The following is a 17,812-nucleotide window of genomic DNA, read 5'->3' as shown; positions in this document are numbered from 1 at the left end:
CAATAACTTGAGGAGTTAACACGAAAAGAAAAAAATGAAAATCTACTATAAGCCCCGTCTATCGGGGCTTTGCACGATATAAGGGGCTAAACACAGGTAAAGAGAAGAAAGCTATTGTGAAGAGGCGAACGCCTTTCACTATTCAGCTGACGATTGCAACGGGTGAGTCCAAACAGCCGGTGACTCTGGGTGTTGATGCCGGGTACAAACATGTCGGCCTTTCCGCATCAACGGAAAAGGCTGAGCTTTATGCATCAGAAGTCGAACTCCGTCAGGACGTCTCTGATCTGCTCTCTGCTCGTCGCGCGTTACGGCAGTCGCGCTGTAACCGCAAAACGCGCTACCGCGCGCCGAGGTTCAACAACCGTCTCCGCACCAAGCGCAAAGGCTGGCTTGCTCCGTCGGTTGAAAACCGAATCAACGCGCACTTGTCGCGCATAGAAGCGGTTCTTCGACTGCTGCCGGTCACGAAGATCACCGTGGAAACGGCTTCCTTCGACATGCAGCTGCTGAAGAATCCAGACATTGCAGGGAAAGAGTACCAAGAGGGCGAGCAGCTCGGCTTCTGGAACGTCCGCGAGTATGTTCTTTTCAGAGACGGGCACGTTTGTCAGCATTGTTACGGCAGATCGAAAGATCCGGTGCTCAATGTTCATCACTTGGAAAGCAGACGTACCGGTGGAGATTCGCCCGGCAACCTGATTACGCTTTGTGAGACGTGCCATAAGGCACTTCACCGCGGCGATATCACGTTGAAGGCCAAGCGAGGGAAATCGTTCCGTGCGGAAGCCTTCATGGGAATTATGCGCTGGGAGGTACTGAACCGCCTGAAGGTGTCGCATCCGGAGCTGGAAGTGAACAACACCTACGGCTACCGGACCAAGCATGTACGAATCGCGAACGGCATTGCCAAATCACATTGTGCGGATGCATTCTGCATCGCCGGCAATCTCGGCGCCAAAAGGCTCGGCGAATTCTTCTTCCAGAAGCAGACTCGCCGGAACAACCGGCAGATTCACAAGCTTTCCATCCTCAAACACGGGCTTCGAAAGCGCAATCAGGCTCCCTTTGAGATCAAAGGCTTCCGTCTTTTTGACAAGGTTGTCTGCAAGGGAGAAGAAGGCTTCATTTTCGGCCGTCGATCATCAGGGTACTTCGATGTTCGAAAGCTTGACGGAACCCGCATTTCGGCAGGCATCAGCTACAAGACGCTGCATCTGCTGGAAAAGAGACAAACCTATTTAACAGAAATTCGAAAGGAGGAGGCGCTTCCTCCCCTGCCTGAAGGCAGAGATCTCCGCGCCTAAATTTGATGAAAAAGATAATTCCGATCCTTGGCCTCTTTGTTTTGACTTCTCTTGTTGCCGGATGCAGCTGGACAGATAGACAAATCGGACCGAACGATTATGAGATTTCTGGTTATTTTGATTTCACCATGAAGGGGGAAGTCGTCGTGAAGGGACTTGAGGATCAAGCCCGTTTATATTGCAAGGGCATCCAAGAAAATTTAGTGCCTCAGATTTACTACGTCACTGATAAGAACCGCATTTTTAATTACGAAGCGCAGCGGGCAAGTGCAGTTATTCGCTTTCACTGTATTCCGAACAACTGAGGTTAAGCGAGATACTTCGAGGAATGTGGACGCTCGTCTTTTGAGACACATTTTGGACGCGTTTGCAAAAAATAAACTTTATCTATAGAATACGCTTTCCTGATCGCAATGATCGATGTGCGGAGAAGTGGCCGAGTGGCTGAAGGCACACCCCTGCTAAGGGTGCAGACTGGCAAAAACCGGTCTCGAGGGTTCGAATCCCTCCTTCTCCGCCAAAACACCTGTCTTACTCAGTCTTATAGAATCCTAAAAAATCAATAGAATCAAGGAATTGATTAATTTCTATTGTCTTATCCTGTCTTATTTGGCCTTAGGGAATCTGAGTTATATAGATGTCTGTTTAGATGAGTAAATTCTTATAATTGGCATATGAACGTTTTTAGATGAGTAAGACGTATGCCAAGACTAGCTAAGGCATTTACAGACATCCAATTACGCCACTTGAAGAAAGAAGGAATAACAGCCTTAGGAGGCGTCCAAGGGCTATGTGTAAGAGTCGAGAATGGCAGAAAGACGTTTATCTTTCGTTATACATTCCAAAAGAAAAAGCGTGAAGTAACTATTGGCTCTTATCCAGTCGTATCCCTCTCGGAGGCTAGAGAAAAAGCAATGGCTTATAGAAAGCTTCTATCGGAAGACGTTGATCCTAAAGAGTGGCGGGATCGTCAGAGGGAAGAAAAAATAGAGAACGAGCGCAGAAAAGAACTTGCAGAGCTTAAATTCTCCACTGTAGCGGATCGGTATCTAGCTCATAGAGACACTTTCTCTCCTTTTCCAATAAAGGAAAGAGACTTATTTCTGGGCAGACTGGGAAATTACATTCTCCCTCAAATAGGAAGTAAAACGTTAGAAACGATTACTTCCTCAAACGTAGCCGACATTCTCTTACCACTATGGAACGAGCATCAAGCCCTTTGTAAGAAATTAAGACAAATCATAAGACAGATTTTTTCCTGGGCCAAAGCCAAAGGACTTACCTCAGTAGCCAATCCTGTTGATCCCCAAGTACTTCAACATTTATTGCCGCAGAAAATCAAAACAGAAGAAAGGCACCATGCCATGCTTGCAGTTGAAGACATTCCTGACTTCATGAAAGATCTGAGACAGCATCCCAGTATCTCGGCAAGGTGCCTTGAATTTGCCATCCTTACGGCTGTTCGCTCAGGAAACGCCAGAGAAGCAGAATGGGATGAAATCAATTGGGATAAAAAGGTATGGATCATTCCTGCTAAGAAGATGAAAGTTTCCTCTAACGGGGATCATGTGGTTCCGCTTAGTACACAAGTTCTTGAATTGCTGAAAAGCATTGAAGGATTGAATGAATCCAAGTACATATTTTTATCGCCTGCCACAGGGTCAAAACTTTCGGACGCTTCGTTGAAGTCAGTTATCAAAAAGATGCACATTGAATCCTTGTTAAACGGTGGCAAAGGCTATTTTGATCCTAAGCAAGTCAATAAATCCGGTAATCGTTGCATAGCTACTCCTCATGGCCTTGCAAGGGCTTCGTTTAGAACGTGGGCACAAGATGATGAGTTAGGCAACGATAGAAGGTTTTCTGAAAGGACGGCTGAATTGTGCTTACATCACAAGGCTTCCGATTCATATAAAGGAGCTTACGAGCGCAACGAAGCCATGAAAAGTAGAATAGAGATGATGCAAGCTTGGTCGGATTATTGCTTTCAAGGGGAAGAATAAAAATGACAAAAATATTTTTTAAGGAATGGACGGTAAAAGGGGCTTATCCGCACTTTTCTGACTTCTTTTCTGAAAAAGAATTTGAAGATAGTTTTAAGAACTGGCTCGAAAAGAAAAGTGAAATCGTTGCCGAGCCTCACGACGGCTTTAATAGAAAGTATTTTTCCAATCTTTTTTCTAAGACACTTTACTACCGCTCCAACGAGCTACTCCAAGCTTCTTTTCCTGTCTGGCTGTTTGAAGAATGGAAAAATAAAAATCGAAAGCTTAAGAACGAGACAATACCTTCTCTTAAGGAAGCTCTTGTAGAGGGATTAGGCCGAGAAGCTTACTCGATCTATTCTGAGGACAAAATTCCTGTTTTCAAATTGCTTGATGACATTGAAGTAGTCAGAAATAAAATCTTTGAAGAGAAAATAGCTAACGACAGAGACGACGTTAAGGAGCACTTTTTGAAACAAGGTTGGAGTGAAAGAGCCGCTGTAACCTTGCAAACTATTTGTATGAATAGTCTGCGCATAAAGAAAGTAAAGGTACGCAAGAAAGTCCTTTGTACTATTAAACCTGTTAAGCGTCCAACTCCATAAAACTCCTTAATTTTTCCAAGCCCAAAGTTTCTGCCCCTTTGGGCTTTTTTTGTACATGAGCTCACAAAACCTTCACGTACGCTTTGCGTACATAAGACTTTATTGAAGTTATGTACGTATTCAAGATGAACATTGTCTTTAATGCAAATAAGTACCAACTATGTACATAACTGATTTTTTTGCTTTCTAGGTGCAACGCCTCCGAGGTTAATTTTTGTCTTTTAACCCAAGATATGTACACGACGTTGTGTACATATCCCCACATTTATTTAAAACGTAAATGACGTGTGGAAGCCAAAAACGGCAACCCTCTAATGCAATAACGCATTAGGGACGTTAGGAGCTCAAACATGAGACTCAAATATATTCGAGCCAAAGAATTGGCTGATTTATTAGGCGTCAACAAATCAACTATATGGCGTTGGGTTAAAGAGAAATCAGACTTTCCTAAACCGATAAGAATTTCAAAAGGTGTAACCGTTTGGAATTATTGGGAAGTCGATCTTTGGGTAAATCAAACTGCAAATAATCAATAGGAGAAAAACATGTTAGATGAAAAATGGATTAAAAAGGTTGAAAAAAATATAAGAAGAGAAATAAAAATAGATATCGATAACAACGAATTCATTGAAGAAATTTTCGGTAACTATATCGATAAGAATAACAATGTCCTCATCACTTGCTTAGATGATGTTAAAAGCAAAATCTGGCCTGTTCAACCATGGAAACAAAATAAGAGATTTTCCAATGAAAAAAATAATTTTTATAGCGTTTCTCTGTTTAGTCCAACAGAGACGGGTGAGTGGAAAAGGCAGGCTAAATACGTGTCAGCTACCTGTTGCATAGTTTTGGATGACTATACTCTTAGCGACTATATTTCTGAAGGCAACAAAAAAACTCAAATTCCTTTTAATAAGCTTCCTCTCAAGCCCACTTGGATTATAAGAACATCCGATGGTAATACTCAGGTTGGATACAAATTATCTTCGCTTATTACGGATGTAGAACTAATTGATTACATCTATAACTTTTTGAAAGAAAAAGGGTTTTCAGACGGAGGTGCAAACTCAAATAAATTAATGAGGCTTCCCAATGGGAAAAACACTAAATACCAAACAAATAATCTTTGTTTTCTTGTCGAGTGGAACCCTGAATTAACCTATGATATTGACGAAATAATGAATGCTTTTCAAATAGAAAAGCCGACTGTTAAGCGTTCATGTAGTTCATTGCCATCGACTAGGACTTTAGAGGGGAATATTGTTTTCGAGCCCTGCCCTGAAAAGGGATTTGTTTTTCAATATGCAATGAAGAAAGGTTTAGAACCTCGTGAAATTGAGAAGGGAAAATTCGAATGCATTTGTCCATGGTCTAATAATCACACTACAGGAGGAAACAAGGCTGTCTTTTATGTAGCAAATGAACAATATTTGAAAGGAGCTTTTCATTGTTTTCACCACCATTGTGAAAAGAAAACTCACGATGACTTTCTAGCGTTCCTTGGACTAGGCGAGGAACACGCCTACGGTAGACATGTCATTAAACTCCGAGCGCAAGTAGAGTATTTATTGTTTGAGGCATTTTCGCGCTGTCTTAAAGAAACAGAGAAAGTCTATAGAAAGAGTGGTAACGTCGTCTGCCTGTTAGAAAATCCTTTCCGAACTGAAATAATGACCGAAGGGACGTTCTCGAGTTTTCTCTCAAGGCTAGCAATATGCGTTGCGGAAACGAGTAAAAAAGAGTGGAGGCCTAGAGACTTAAGTTCAACCACAATAAATAGATTCCTTAAATGTCAGTCGCTACCAATTATCCCTGAGCTTAAGGGGGTGGTCCATAATCCTCTTATTTTGCCCAACGGGAGGTTGATTTACTCAAGAAGTTATGATGAGGAAAGCGGTCTGTATATTACAAGAGGACTTTCCTTAGAAAAGGCAAAGCAGATTGAAAAAGCAACGAAAGAAGATGCGGAAATTGCTTTAAAGAAACTAATTCAAGAATTATGTTTTTTTCAATTTTGTTCGGCTCAAGACCTTTCTGCGACTTTAATGGGTATTTTTACAGCAGTAGAAAGACAAGCTCTTGACACTGCTTCTATGTTCTTAATCTCAGGTAATGACTATGGAGCTGGGAAAGGTTGTTTGACAGAGGTGATAGCAGCTCTTGCTGCACCTGATCAGAACTTGGGTTCACTCGCTTTTCCTAGAGTCAATGAAGAATTTCAAAAAACATTATTTTCTGTACTTTTGCTTTCGCCTGCTTGTATTTATTTTGACAATGTGACAAAGGATATATATGACAATCCTGCTCTGGCAATAGCGATCACCTCTCCTTCATATTCACAACGTGTTTTGGGGCGTAATACTATCCGCACTGTGAGCACCCGTACTTTAATTCTCGCCAACGGCAACAAGATAACTGTACGCAAGGATCTTTTAAGACGAACTGTCTATATCTCAATTGATAAGGGGGATGGTTCCGACATTATGTACACAAGCAAAACAGGAGAGCAGGAGCAGTTAACCGACCATATAAAAAAGTGCAGATTGCGATTAATTAGATATGTCTTAACCATTATTAAAGCTTATTTAAACGAAGGAGCACCGACTATAAGCAATAAAAGGTTCAAGTCGTTCCCCGATCAAGATAAATTGTGCAGACAACCCTTATTATGGCTAGGAATGAAAGACCCTCTTATGAGGACATTAAAAGCCCAGGAGGAGGATCCGGACAAAGTGGCTTTTGCAAGTCTTCTCAAAGAACTGCGAATGGCCTTTAAGAATAAAAGATTTACTACCTTCGATATTAAAAAGGTCATTCAGGAGAATCCTGATAACCGAGTGAAATGGGACGGAATTCTGTCTCAGCTTGAACTTAATACCTCAGAGGATGAAAGTTCTGCATATTTAGATACTAAGCGTTTAAGTGGCTACCTGACTCGGCAAGCTGGAGATCACGAAAACGACTTATATTTAAAGAAGCTCAGTCAACAGCAAAATCATCAAGCAGTTTTCCAAGTATTACTGAAATCCGAGCTTTCTAGAAATTCTAATTAAGACCTCTTAAGGGAACCTAGGGAACTAAGGGAATAGATATAAAAAAATAATTTTTATTTTATATATAGATATAAGAATTATGCTAGCCCCTCCCCATCTTCCCTGGGTTCCCTCTATCCATATCAGTAAATTTTATTGCGTACAAGATGCGTGCATAAAACTTAATTTCAGAGGTTTAAATTGATTAATTCATATATTTTTAATGGCGTTAAAGCATCGGCGATATTATTTAACAGAAGAGGAAAAAGTAAAGAAACTTTAATTGTGGACACGCAACGTACACCAATTTTTGGTCTATTGAATGGCGTTAAAGACAGGAAAGAAACTCGGCCGTTTTTACTCTGTTTGGGTTTTCCAAAACAAAAATTAAACAGACTAATAAGAGGTCTTACGGATTGCATTATCGTGAAAATTAACACTCAAGAGGAAGTTATTCTTATAGTGAAGAGCCTAAAAAAATTATTTCCTCGCGCCAGCATTGAGATATTGGATTTTCCAAAATTGAACAAACTGATACGGGAGCACCATTTATACGAATGAGTGGTCGTGTTTCTGAGTACTAGAAGATCTGGTTTCTGATAAAAGATTTTCTTTCTAAATCTTCTTCTTTGGGTGAGATAGTGGGTTTTGGCAACTCACTTAAAACGGAAGATTCTTCTCTTTTGGGATTGCGTTGCGTTATTTCTTGAGGCGTCGTAACGACATTATTTTTACTATTGGATGTGTTACTGGAACCATGATTGAAAAAGCCAACCAACCACAAGAAAACTACTGCGATTAGGATTAATTTGATACCACCCATCAATTCCAAAAAAATATTTTTTTGTCGGTACTGACGACCTGATGAAACAATCTTCCCTTTTTGAGGGAACATGAAATTCCACCAAAGATAAAGCCGTCCCAGCAACACTAAGACGGCCACCAGCACAACTCCATAAAAGAAATACGTCATGGGTTTCCGCTCATTCGATCTTAAAAAATTTGCTCCCTTAATAATTTCTCTTTTGGTTTATTTCTCGGTAGGGGTTGTTGGGGTGTTTTTACAACGTCAGGTTCAGGACTAATTTGTTCAGTAGGCACCTGATGTACAGTCACTGGTTTAGAGACCTCATTTACTTTTCTCTCCTGATTCTTTCTTGTTCCGTAGGGGTCAGACCAAGTGTCTCCAGTTGTAAAAAAATAAGTTCCGATAACATAGACAACTAGAACAAAGATATGAAGTTGTAATGACCAGCAACTTGGTATTTGAGATTCTTCCTTTTCAGATACTTCTTCATTGGGAGTTTCTGTGGAAGAAACGTTGTTGATAGAGGGTTCATGTGGAAATTCAACTTCATTTTTGGTATCAACTACTGCTTCTGTCTTTGCAGAGGCATCCTCTTTCAGCTCCCTTTGAAATTCCGCCCAGTCAAGGTCATAAATTTTTCTTTTATTCTCGTCGGATAATATTTCATAAGCAGAGTTAATCTCCTGCATTTTATCGGTAGCATCGGCTTCATGGTATCTGTCAGGGTGATACATCATGCAAAGGGCTTTGTAAGCTGCTCGAATAACGGCCGGCGATGCGTCTTCTCTTACATTCAAAATCTCGTAAAGGTTTTTCATGTTAGTTCCTCGTACTTGAGTTATATTCGACCACTACGAGGTCCTCCAAGTCTCTACCCCCGACGGTCTTTTTTAATTTGACCCAGTAGTTTGGCCTTTTTCTCCCTTCTTCAAAGTCGTATTCAAATTTGCAAATTTTCGACCCTTCTATAACATTGTCAGGTTTACCCCAGCTGTATAAAACAGCTACACCCGAAGCCCCAACCCAAATCTCCCCTAACTCGATCATTTCAACCTCTTCCGGGGAAAATTGTTCTAATAATTCCTGATGTCTCTCTAACTCTTTTTCTTCCTGATACATATCCCAAGCCTTTCTTTTGATTTCGGCTTCATTACGGTATTGAGCTGTACGCCATTCTTTGCGTCTTTCAACTCCAACGAGAAACCAGGCACCGAGGCAAAAAGAAAAGATTGTGTATACCAATGCTTCTCCTGTTGTGGTGTTGTGAGATAACCAAACTGCAAGAATACAAAGAGGAATAAGAGCTTTAATGATATAGTTCATTACTTATTTCCCCAAAAAATGAAGGTCGCGTTGAACGGTTCTTTGAATTCTTTTCCGATTTGTTCGGCAGAACACTTTAGCTTAGGCTCTCCCCCTTGTGTGTGAGAGCGGGTGATAAATTTAACTTTGACCACCTCAGATTTTTTATTTCCTTGTATTTCTCCTACTGAAAAGAGAACATCAGGTAGCGCCTTGTAATTTGTTAAGGATTCCGATGTTCCCCATTTTACGGGCCGAAGTTCCTTAATAATTCCACCGTCTTCATAAGTGAGGGTTTGCTTCGAACCGTGAATTTCAGCTAATAATTTTTGCTTTTTATCAAATAGTTCAATATTGATATTTATGAATTTATAGTAGGTGCCGTTCTCATCCTCACTGCAAACGTAATCGACAACTCCGACACCATGAAGTCTCATCAATTCTTTGTAAGAGCCAAGGGGTTGATAACGGGTTGGCACAGGTTGCTCAAACATATCTTTTAAAGATATTGACGTGCATCCAACAAGCGTTGTTAAACACATGCCAAGAAGTATGGGTTTTACTTTATTCATTTGTTTCCTTGGGTGATTTTGTTTATAAATCCTTTAGGGCACTAATATGCTTTCTTTGAATTTCTGCTTTATTTGGGAAAAGTCTTTTTCAACTTGCTTATCTCTGAACCGATTTTTAGGAGGCTGAGGCTCCTCAGTTTTAGGAGGCCGAACTTCCTCAGCAGAAGCATTAATTAAAAACTGGCTACAGGGTTTACTTTTCCCGTTGATGGAACATTTTGAGTCAGAGGTTTTGAACTTTTCAGTATCAAAATAGATCCAACCAACATCTTCATTTTGGTTGTGGATAATTATCTTTGCTAACGCTGTTGCGGTTGGTATTTTGAAGTTTGTATAGATGTCTACTCCGATTGCATGACCGTATTCATAGTTCGGAAAGATAAGGAAGTAACGCCCATCATTAAAAAATGTAAGAAAGATTTTTTCAAAATTACAAGCTCCCACTCCAACACCAACGGCGGAGATCCTGTCTTCGGAAACAGAGATAGGACTTCCCCAATATTCCTCAAGTTTTTTATAAAGTTGACTAATTTGTTTATTTTTAGTAAATATTTTCTTTATTGGCGGGTAGTACAGAATCGCGATGGGAGGTTTGCCTTCTAAGTCGGAACGAGAAAGATTATCTTCGTACAGACTGTGTGGGTTGAGCTTCCTAACTTCGCTTAATTGATTTCCGTATTTATCAAAAGTTAAAACAATGTCAATCCACCGATAGGAGTCATTGTCTTTGGCTGGCACAAATACCTTTATAAACTCTCCGTCCTTGAATAACCGAACCTCTTCGGAATTGCCGTCAGGCGAGTCTGTGCGACCTAAAAAGGGCATGGGAAGAGAAAAAATTCTCCAGCTTTTATCCTTTGCAACTCTCAATAAATAGTACTCTCCGGGATTTTTATTTCCTCCGCCCCATCCATAAAGCAACAGGTAATCCGCATTGTTGAGAGTTTCTTTATGGGAAAAAGAGGCAAGCGAATAGGTGTCATCAAGCAATTCCTGCCGGTCAAGAAAAAAAGATTTTAGGCCAACCTCATCTTTCTTGATTTGCAATATTCCTCCTATAGTCGAAATTGTGCTTTCTTCCTCTACGGTCTCATTAGATTCTGCGTTAACGCTAGTGACTAACGCCATTAATAAAAAGATAATGAGTTTTTTTAACATATTTCTTTCAATGTACTTTTTGTATAACTGAAGGTTTCTATAACGGAAAGTGCTACGAAAATAATAGGGAGGATGCGTCGAAAGGTTTCCTCCGAAAATCGCCGTCTGAAATCATTAACGTCAAACCTTCTCGGATTGATTTTTCAGAAATTTCGTCGCTTCCAATTAAATAATTTTTGTCGAATAGCGCTAAAGCGTCCTGAAAGCACTTAATTAAGTAATCTTGTGTCGGCTGTACGTGGATTCCTTTTTTAGTGAGTAAGTAAAGAAGAAAAGTATCTATAAGGGTACTTTCCATCCAAAGAGAAGCACAGTTATAGCCAAAGAACCACTGTAGTCGAGCTTGCCTAATTCCTTGAGAAATAAGCTCTTTGTTTGATCCCATAAGACAAGAGCTCATGATTAAACCAATTGAGCCGTTGAACTTTTTTTCTTTCTGAACGCGGGCAATAGTTTCAAAGACAGTGCCAAATTGAGTACTGGCAATCTTCTTTCCTGATCCATGACCAGCTATCTGTAAGATTATTCGGCGATAGCAAGGATTTAAGAACTCATTGAGTGCTTCTCGAAGACTCTCTCTCCCATAAAAGTGGGAGTAGTAAAAGTCAAAACTATCTGAGAAGGCTTTTATTCCATCAATAAAGGGCTTAATACTAGCCGTGTTATAAGGACTAGTTTCCGTACCCCAAACTCTTTCTAACGTGATAACAGCAGTTGAATTCACTTTCTCTTACTTCTTTATATTTAAAATGGCAAAATAGAAGCAGATAAATACCCCTTGTTAATTAAAACTATAGAGGAAGAGAAGAAAGTTAGGAAATTGTTTTAGATGAGTGTTTAGATGAGTAATTTTGAACACCTTTTGTAACTTATTGATTTTTATAGTTAGTTCTGATATCTCCTTCGCCATTTTTATATCCACAGAGAATCTCTCTAAACTCCTATGAGTTATTTAAACTCATAAAATCAATAAGTTATCGGAATTCACCCTTTCTTGGGTGGACCTCCCTGAACCTCAGGGAACAGCTAAAAACACCAAACGATTGGTACACTAAATGGTACCCATTTCTGAATTTAAAACGATGTGTTCCAGTTTAGTTTCTAGTACCTTTGATTTTCTCAAGGAGGTCCAATACTTCTCTTGAAAAACGCGGAGTTACGGATTATTTAATTAAAAACTGACAAATGTTTGCAATACCGTGTTTTGTAAGTTTTGAACTGTGCGGATTCGGAAACCGGTCAACTAAAACAAGCGAAGTAACGAAAAAACAGCGACAAAAGTCAAAATTTCTCCTGTCGCTGTCAGATTTGAATTTTATTGCAGAACTATTCTGATGAAATCTTCATTTTGATATCAAACGGACGCCCAAAATAGACCCATGAGGTGACTAAAACATCTGCCCCCGTCTGAGCGTATTCGTATGCGTTAGAGTCGTTAATTCCACCGGCGGCATTGATGATGACATCCGGTCTTATTTGTTTAGCCGTTGCGACGAAGTTTCTCAGCATTTCCGGGCTGAAACGCTCGCACTGAATGATGTCTGCACCGGCATTGATGTATTGAATGCCTTCGTCCTCATTGTCTACCTCCACCGCGATTTTCTTTTCAGGTTCTTGCTCCTTTGCAAGGTGCACAGCCGCGACAGGATCCGAACAAAAAACGCGATGCTGATCAAAAACGAGGATGGATTCAGACAATCCTGCTCGATGAACGATAGCACCTCCCAAGAGAGCCGCATTCAAGGAAATGGCCTTTGTTCCCGGGAAATGCTTTCTCGTAACCGCAACCTTAGCCTTAGATCCGGCGGCTTCGATTTGTTTTGTCATCGCTCTGACGCGATTCGTAATTCCGGAGGAGTATTCCAAAATATTTTGAACTGTCTTATAGACGGAATGAATTTTTTCTGCAGAACCATGGGCTTCCAATACTGTTTGGCCGGCGCCGTAAAAAGCTCCGTCTTTTCCAGCAAAAGTCACTTTCATGCCCACTTCCTTGAAAAGTTTGGAACCCATTTCAATGCCGCTGACAAAGCCGTCCTTTTTGGGAAGACAAGTGATTTTTCCGGGAACGCCCGTAATGCCGAGTGCCTCTGTGGTGCTGTCATTCCACGGAATGTCTTCTTTAAGGATGTTTTCTAAGAATGAGGTTGGTACATAAAACATGAGCTAAATCCTTTTAGGCTGCAGAAAGTAAAGGGCGACATAAATGAGGGCTGCAAATGCTGCCAAGATTGTGCACAGAAAAGCAGCTGAATCAAAATCTCCCCTAGAGACGCTGTTGAAAATTTCAAGCGATAGCGTGTTTGTTCTTCCCGAGATGTTGCCTCCGAGCATCATCGTGATGCCGACTTCCCCCGAAGCGCGAGCTAGCCCGAGGAGTAAGGCGGCTAGGAGAGTTTTTGTACACAGCGGTACGGAAATGAAAAAGAAGGTCTTGAAATTCCTCAGGCCGCAAACACGGGCAGCCTCCTCAAGGTCCCTGGCTTCAGGAGTGCTAAATGCTGCTTGAAGAGGTTTGACGACGAGCGGTAGTCCAGCCACAAATGCGGCAAGAATTACGCCCGTCTGAGAAAACACCATCTTCAGTCCGAAAGTTTCCAGGAACTGTCCGATCCAACCGTTTCTTCCCAAGACTACCAACAGCATGTACCCAAGAGCGATAGGCGGGAAAACAAGCGGCAGAGTGACGAAAAGCTCTACGGCTTTTGCAAAAATACCTCTTTTCCCGGCAAGCCAGTAAGAAAGCGGTACTGCCAAAAGCAAGAACAGTAACAGGGAAACTGCACAAGTCTTTGCCGTGAGCAGCAGAGGAAAAAAAACGGTTTCGGGATTCATAACTTACTGAATGCCGTGTTTCATCGGGATCTTCTTGCCTTTTTCCGATTGCAGGAATTTGAGGAACTGAGCTACATCTTGGTCTTTCTCATGTCCCTTAACAACGCCGACGATCATGTGAATCGGAGTATATCCGTTAAGCACTTCTTCGCTTCCGCCGATTTTGTCCTTATTTGCTTTAGCAGCAGTGCGGTTGACAAAGCCGGCATCGATTTCACCTTTGACTACGTAGGCAGTAACTTGAGGAACGGAAGCAATCTTCATCACTTTCTCTTTGGGGAACTGATCGGTGCCGAGGTTGTCCAAAAATTGTTGAGCAGCTCTTCCGTAGACAGCAGCTTTCGGATCCGGATAGGCAAACTGCTTAATCTTGTCGGATTTCAGCTCTGACACTCCTTTAATGTCGAGACCTTTTCTCCAGATGAAAACGAGCGGTGTGTTGCCTAAAGACTGCACATTGGTCAACTGGACCGGAGTCTTCAAATTCTTCAACGTACCTTCGTCCGAAATGACAACGTTAGCGCCGTTTCCATTGGCAATCTGAGCCATCATTTGGCCGATGTTGCCGCCGTAATTTTCGGTGACTTTGCTTCCGGAAGTTTCGCTAAAAGTTTTTGCCAGTTCTTTTGCCATGTTGGCGTATCCGGCGCCGGTTGTCAGTGAGACTTCGGCGTAAGCGTGGCAGCTAAAGAGAAGAGAGACGGCAAGCAGTGCGCCAATACTGATTTTCATTATTCAGTCCTTAAAAATAGAGATCGATTTAAGACATCGCGGGTTTTTCCCAGAAGAATGTTTTTTCCTTCCGAGATCAAAAGCGCTTCTTCGGTTAGACGCAAAGCCTCATTTGGTCTATGCGTGATATAGAGGAAGGGAAGTTTGGCGAAGGAATGAATCCTTTCCAGATACCCCTGAAGGGATTCGCTAAGCACTGGATCCAGACTGGAGAGAGGTTCGTCTAAAACAATAAAGTTTTCAGCGCAGAGCAAAGCTCGGCCTAAGGCAACTCTTTGAGACTCTCCTCCGGAAAGCCTTAGCGGGCTTTTTTCGAGAAGAGGCGTGAGTTCCAAAAACTTCACGACCTCTTCAAAAGATAAAGCGTTCTGCCGCTTTGCAAACAAGCGGCCGAAGAGAAGGTTTTTTCTCACACTCAAAAATGGAAAGAGGCGGTGATTCTGGAACACAAAACCGATTCCTCTTTTCTGCGGCGCGAGATTGATGCCTTTTTCGGAGTCAAAGAAAACTCGATTTCCAAATTTGATATAGCCGGAATCAGGTTTTATTAGTCCGGCAACGGCTTTGACAAGCGTCGATTTTCCGGCACCGCTTTTCCCTAAGATGGCGGTTGTGTCGGAGAGAAGATCAGCTGCAAAACGGAATTGCTTTTCTTCAACAGTAATCGAGATGTCAAAAGAGATCATGAAATCGTTATTCAATTAAAGTATAACGATAATAGCAAAAAGGATGTTTAGGAGTCAGCGCTTTATTTAGTCGGATAGCGTTTTGATAAGTCGAGAAGGAAATCGGATCGGAGCGCTTGCAGTTATAAGTCCTTAATCCGAATTTCATATCTTGTTGTAAAAACTTCGCCGGTACCTAAGAGCAATGTGGAGGATTGATCAAATAGATACACAGGCGATAGGACCTTATGTCTGTCTCGCAATTCTTTGAGTTTTTTCTTGAAAAATTTTAGATGCTCGTCAATGTTGCCTCTGAAAAACCACGAGGCGTAGATTCCGCGCTCCAACTTTACTAAGCTGCTTCCATATTTCCGCAGCGTGAAATCTAAGCTTCCGATAAATGAAAGTTTGCCTACTTCATTAAACTGCGCGACGTATCCCCACGGCAGGACAGTGGATGCTCCGCGTCTGGAGACGGAGATGAAGTCCGTGTACTCACGAAAAGAGCTGAAACTGTTTGGTTCGGAAAATCTGCTGAACTGGAATGTCCTTCCTTTTTCATACTTGTAAGTTATCGTTCCGTCGGGACAGGCCAAAGCTTCTCAACTTAATTTTAAAATTCCGTCGGTATAGAGGAGAAATCGCTTTGCCTTTTCGATCTCTTCTCGAAAAGCTTCCGACCGCTCCTTCAATCGTCTTAGGAAGTTTTCTTCATTTGGCTGATGGATGAACTCCTTGATTTCTTCGAGGCTGAAACCGATGTCTCTCAGATGAGAAAGAAAGGTAAACTGGACAGCCTGACGGGCCTCGTAATAACGGTATTTTTTGTTGTCGACAAAAGCAGGTCTAAAGACGCCGAGGCGGTCGTAGAAAATAAGCGTGTCCTTGGTTGTGTGGCACAATTTTGCAAATTCAGCGGTCTTGAGCATCTTTTGATTTGACTATGGAGTTAGTCCATACTCTACCATTCCGCTCCGGTGTTTTTAACTCCTTGAAAAGTTTTATGTTTCATCCTCTGCTTTCCAAATTAACCTGCTGCGTTTTTTTTCTTCTCCCGGGGTTGTTTTACGGCCTTGTTATGTCTCGTCTTCCGGCAGTCAAGGCTGCAGCCGAGTTATCCGATTCTCTTATCGGACTTTGCCTCTTTTGCATGGGAAGTTTCGGCTTGATCGGGTTGGCCGGCAGTCCGGCGCTTATTAGAAAGGTCGGCAGCCGCATCGTTCTGTGTCTGACAGCTGTCGTTGCTGCCGCGGGACTTTGTTTTATCGGTTTTAGCAGCAGCGTAATCGCTGTTTTGATTGGTTTTGCAGCAATGGGCATCGGCATCAGCATGCTGGATGTAGCCATGAATACGCAAGGGGTGCTCTACGAGTTCCACTCAAGAAGTCAGAGCATGAACTTATTCCATGCTTTCTATAGCTTGGGAGCAGTTTTAGCTTCCTTGATCGGTTCTGTCTGCGCAACTGCGAGGCTGACCGCAGGTTTGAACTTTGTTATTGCCTCAGCTCCCTTCCTGCTTTTGAGTCTTGCACTGAATCGATACCTTCTTCCTGAAAGACGGACCGAGGCAGAAGAAAAAACTTCTAAAGTTTGCCATAGGATCCCGCTTTTTATTCTTGTTTGCGCTGTGATGGCACTTCTTGCTTACGCAGCCGAAGGATCGGTAGGGGAGTGGGGAGCGCTTTACCTTACTACTGTCAAGGAAGCTTCCGTCGGCATCGGCGCCTTGGTGTATGGAATCTTTTCTTGCGTTACGTTTGCGGCTCGTTTGGTCGGAGATCCTCTGAGAAAGGAATTCGGTGAGATACCCGTGATTATTTTCGGGTCCGTTATTTCGTTTGTCGGAATGGTCGGAGTCCTGAGTTTCAGTTCCGTTTGGCTGGTCTTGATTTCTTACGCGATCATGGGATTAGGGCTTGCTCCGGTCGTTCCTACGCTTTTTAGCATGGCAGGGAAAAACGGGAAGATTCCGGCTGCAGCTGCAACAAGTACGGTTGCATTCATGGCTTACGGAGGGCTTCTTATCGTTCCGCCTTCCATCGGCTGGCTGGCTCAGCATACCAACCTGCACGAAGCTTTATTTATTGTTCTAGGCTTGATTGCCCTGATGTTTAGTTTGGCTCTCCTCTTAAGAAAGCTCAATAAATAATTAACGGAGCGGGTTCGGCCGCTCCGTTAACGAAACTTCCGGGCCTCGGCATTGTGCTGAGGCTTTATTTTTACGGTTAATTCAAAGCGCTGAGCGTGTCTTCAACGATCTGAGGAACTGTCAAGCGATAAGCTTTTTCGAGTTCATCAGGGTTGTAGCGGTCAACAAACTTTTTTTCAAGACCGTAAGTCAGACACTTCATGCCGGTTGCGCCGACAGCCTGAGCGACTCTGCCACCGAAACCGCCTTCCTTGGATCCGTCTTCTAAAACAACCACGACTTTGTGATTCTGTTTGAGAGAATTCAGGAGATCTGTATCAACACCGGAAACGAAGCGGGGATTGATCAAGGTTGCATTGATGCCTTTTTCAGCTAAAGCATCGACAACACCTTCACCTTTAACGAAGAAGTCACCGGCCGCGATAACGGCAACATCCTTGCCTTCCTTAACAACCTTGAACTTATTGAGATCACTGTAGTCTGTATCGACTTCTCCTTTGCTGTGTTCATAGCTATAGGTCGGAACACGGACGGCAACCTTGTGTTCGTTTTGATTCAGGGCCGCTACTTTAAATCTACAAAAATCTATAAAACAGACCTTTAATTAAATTCCTGTTTCAACCCTGCTGGTTGCCAGACCATTTATTGCTAAATCGTCTAAC

Annotated in this window: 20 protein-coding genes and 1 tRNA gene; 9 read left to right on the top strand and 12 right to left on the bottom strand. The window is 42.2% G+C overall.

The genetic code is table 11. The annotated features are described in order from the left end of the window. Positions 1-47 precede the first annotated feature (47 nt). The 7 genes from iscB (at position 48) to ACZND6_RS11145 (ending at position 6,950) form a co-directional block, all read left to right on the top strand. Positions 48-1,307: an RNA-guided endonuclease IscB gene (iscB, locus tag ACZND6_RS11175; RefSeq protein ID WP_489524686.1), complete on the top strand. Its 1,260-nt coding sequence runs from the start codon at positions 48-50 to the stop codon at positions 1,305-1,307. Positions 1,308-1,312: 5 nt separating this feature from the next. Further along, complete coding sequence (locus ACZND6_RS11170) at positions 1,313-1,612, top strand: hypothetical protein (RefSeq protein WP_300877097.1); 300 nt, start codon at positions 1,313-1,315, stop codon at positions 1,610-1,612. A gap of 121 nt (positions 1,613-1,733) precedes the next feature. After that, a tRNA-Ser gene (locus tag ACZND6_RS11165) sits at positions 1,734-1,827 on the top strand. A 181-nt stretch (positions 1,828-2,008) separates the two neighbouring features. Then, positions 2,009-3,310, top strand: a complete 1,302-nt coding sequence (locus tag ACZND6_RS11160; protein ID WP_418819866.1) for a tyrosine-type recombinase/integrase — start codon at positions 2,009-2,011, stop codon at positions 3,308-3,310. A 2-nt stretch (positions 3,311-3,312) separates the two neighbouring features. After that, on the top strand, positions 3,313-3,897 hold the full coding sequence (locus ACZND6_RS11155) for a hypothetical protein (RefSeq protein WP_418819867.1): 585 nt from the start codon (positions 3,313-3,315) through the stop codon (positions 3,895-3,897). A 350-nt stretch (positions 3,898-4,247) separates the two neighbouring features. Continuing rightward, positions 4,248-4,433, top strand: a complete 186-nt coding sequence (locus tag ACZND6_RS11150; protein ID WP_021867641.1) for a helix-turn-helix transcriptional regulator — start codon at positions 4,248-4,250, stop codon at positions 4,431-4,433. A gap of 9 nt (positions 4,434-4,442) precedes the next feature. Next, positions 4,443-6,950 (top strand): hypothetical protein, encoded by a 2,508-nt coding sequence (locus tag ACZND6_RS11145; protein WP_418819871.1) that lies wholly within the window; start codon positions 4,443-4,445, stop codon positions 6,948-6,950. A 559-nt stretch (positions 6,951-7,509) separates the two neighbouring features. Here ACZND6_RS11145 and ACZND6_RS11140 read toward each other — a convergent pair. From ACZND6_RS11140 to ACZND6_RS11095, 10 genes are all read right to left on the bottom strand, one after another. Beyond that, a complete protein-coding gene (locus ACZND6_RS11140; RefSeq protein WP_418819873.1) occupies positions 7,510-7,902 on the bottom strand; it encodes a hypothetical protein in 393 nt (130 codons plus the stop codon). A 20-nt stretch (positions 7,903-7,922) separates the two neighbouring features. Further along, on the bottom strand, positions 7,923-8,555 hold the full coding sequence (locus tag ACZND6_RS11135) for a J domain-containing protein (protein WP_418819876.1): 633 nt from the start codon (positions 8,553-8,555) through the stop codon (positions 7,923-7,925). A gap of 1 nt (position 8,556) precedes the next feature. Continuing rightward, on the bottom strand, positions 8,557-9,060 hold the full coding sequence (locus tag ACZND6_RS11130; protein WP_021867867.1) for a hypothetical protein: 504 nt from the start codon (positions 9,058-9,060) through the stop codon (positions 8,557-8,559). Then, positions 9,060-9,611, bottom strand: coding sequence for a DUF3455 domain-containing protein (locus tag ACZND6_RS11125; protein WP_021867866.1), 552 nt, complete (start codon positions 9,609-9,611; stop codon positions 9,060-9,062). Before ACZND6_RS11125 ends, ACZND6_RS11130 begins: the two co-directional genes overlap by 1 nt. A 33-nt stretch (positions 9,612-9,644) precedes the next feature. Beyond that, positions 9,645-10,769, bottom strand: coding sequence for a hypothetical protein (locus tag ACZND6_RS11120; protein ID WP_489524685.1), 1,125 nt, complete (start codon positions 10,767-10,769; stop codon positions 9,645-9,647). A gap of 52 nt (positions 10,770-10,821) precedes the next feature. Next, positions 10,822-11,493 (bottom strand): hypothetical protein, encoded by a 672-nt coding sequence (locus ACZND6_RS11115; protein ID WP_489524684.1) that lies wholly within the window; start codon positions 11,491-11,493, stop codon positions 10,822-10,824. 602 nt (positions 11,494-12,095) lie between these two features. Then, the gene (gene modD / locus ACZND6_RS11110) at positions 12,096-12,932 is read right to left on the bottom strand and encodes a ModD protein (RefSeq protein ID WP_300877095.1); all 837 of its coding nucleotides are present in this window, start codon (positions 12,930-12,932) and stop codon (positions 12,096-12,098) included. A gap of 3 nt (positions 12,933-12,935) precedes the next feature. Continuing rightward, positions 12,936-13,604 (bottom strand): molybdate ABC transporter permease subunit, encoded by a 669-nt coding sequence (gene modB, locus ACZND6_RS11105; protein ID WP_300877093.1) that lies wholly within the window; start codon positions 13,602-13,604, stop codon positions 12,936-12,938. Positions 13,605-13,607: 3 nt separating this feature from the next. Continuing rightward, a complete protein-coding gene (gene modA, locus ACZND6_RS11100) occupies positions 13,608-14,336 on the bottom strand; it encodes a molybdate ABC transporter substrate-binding protein (RefSeq protein ID WP_300877091.1) in 729 nt (242 codons plus the stop codon). Continuing rightward, the gene (locus ACZND6_RS11095) at positions 14,336-15,022 is read right to left on the bottom strand and encodes an ATP-binding cassette domain-containing protein (protein ID WP_300877089.1); all 687 of its coding nucleotides are present in this window, start codon (positions 15,020-15,022) and stop codon (positions 14,336-14,338) included. The genes modA and ACZND6_RS11095 overlap by 1 nt, the downstream gene beginning before the upstream one ends. Before the next feature lie 387 nt (positions 15,023-15,409). Here ACZND6_RS11095 and ACZND6_RS11090 point away from each other — a divergent pair, with 387 nt between their 5' ends. Further along, positions 15,410-15,571 (top strand): hypothetical protein, encoded by a 162-nt coding sequence (locus ACZND6_RS11090; RefSeq protein WP_489524683.1) that lies wholly within the window; start codon positions 15,410-15,412, stop codon positions 15,569-15,571. A 32-nt stretch (positions 15,572-15,603) separates the two neighbouring features. Here the strand turns inward: ACZND6_RS11090 and ACZND6_RS11085 are convergent, their stop codons facing one another. After that, the gene (locus ACZND6_RS11085) at positions 15,604-15,930 is read right to left on the bottom strand and encodes a MerR family transcriptional regulator (RefSeq protein ID WP_300877086.1); all 327 of its coding nucleotides are present in this window, start codon (positions 15,928-15,930) and stop codon (positions 15,604-15,606) included. 14 nt (positions 15,931-15,944) lie between these two features. On the opposite strand from ACZND6_RS11085, the gene ACZND6_RS11080 reads away from it, so the two are divergent. Further along, positions 15,945-17,150, top strand: coding sequence for an MFS transporter (locus ACZND6_RS11080; protein ID WP_418805349.1), 1,206 nt, complete (start codon positions 15,945-15,947; stop codon positions 17,148-17,150). Positions 17,151-17,226: 76 nt separating this feature from the next. Here ACZND6_RS11080 and ACZND6_RS11075 read toward each other — a convergent pair whose 3' ends face one another. Then, complete coding sequence (locus ACZND6_RS11075; protein WP_300877099.1) at positions 17,227-17,709, bottom strand: transketolase C-terminal domain-containing protein; 483 nt, start codon at positions 17,707-17,709, stop codon at positions 17,227-17,229. Positions 17,710-17,812 lie beyond the last annotated feature (103 nt).

It is taken from the genome of Parasutterella sp. (assembly GCF_057870745.1).
This window is presented reverse-complemented; position numbering and strand designations above follow the sequence as displayed.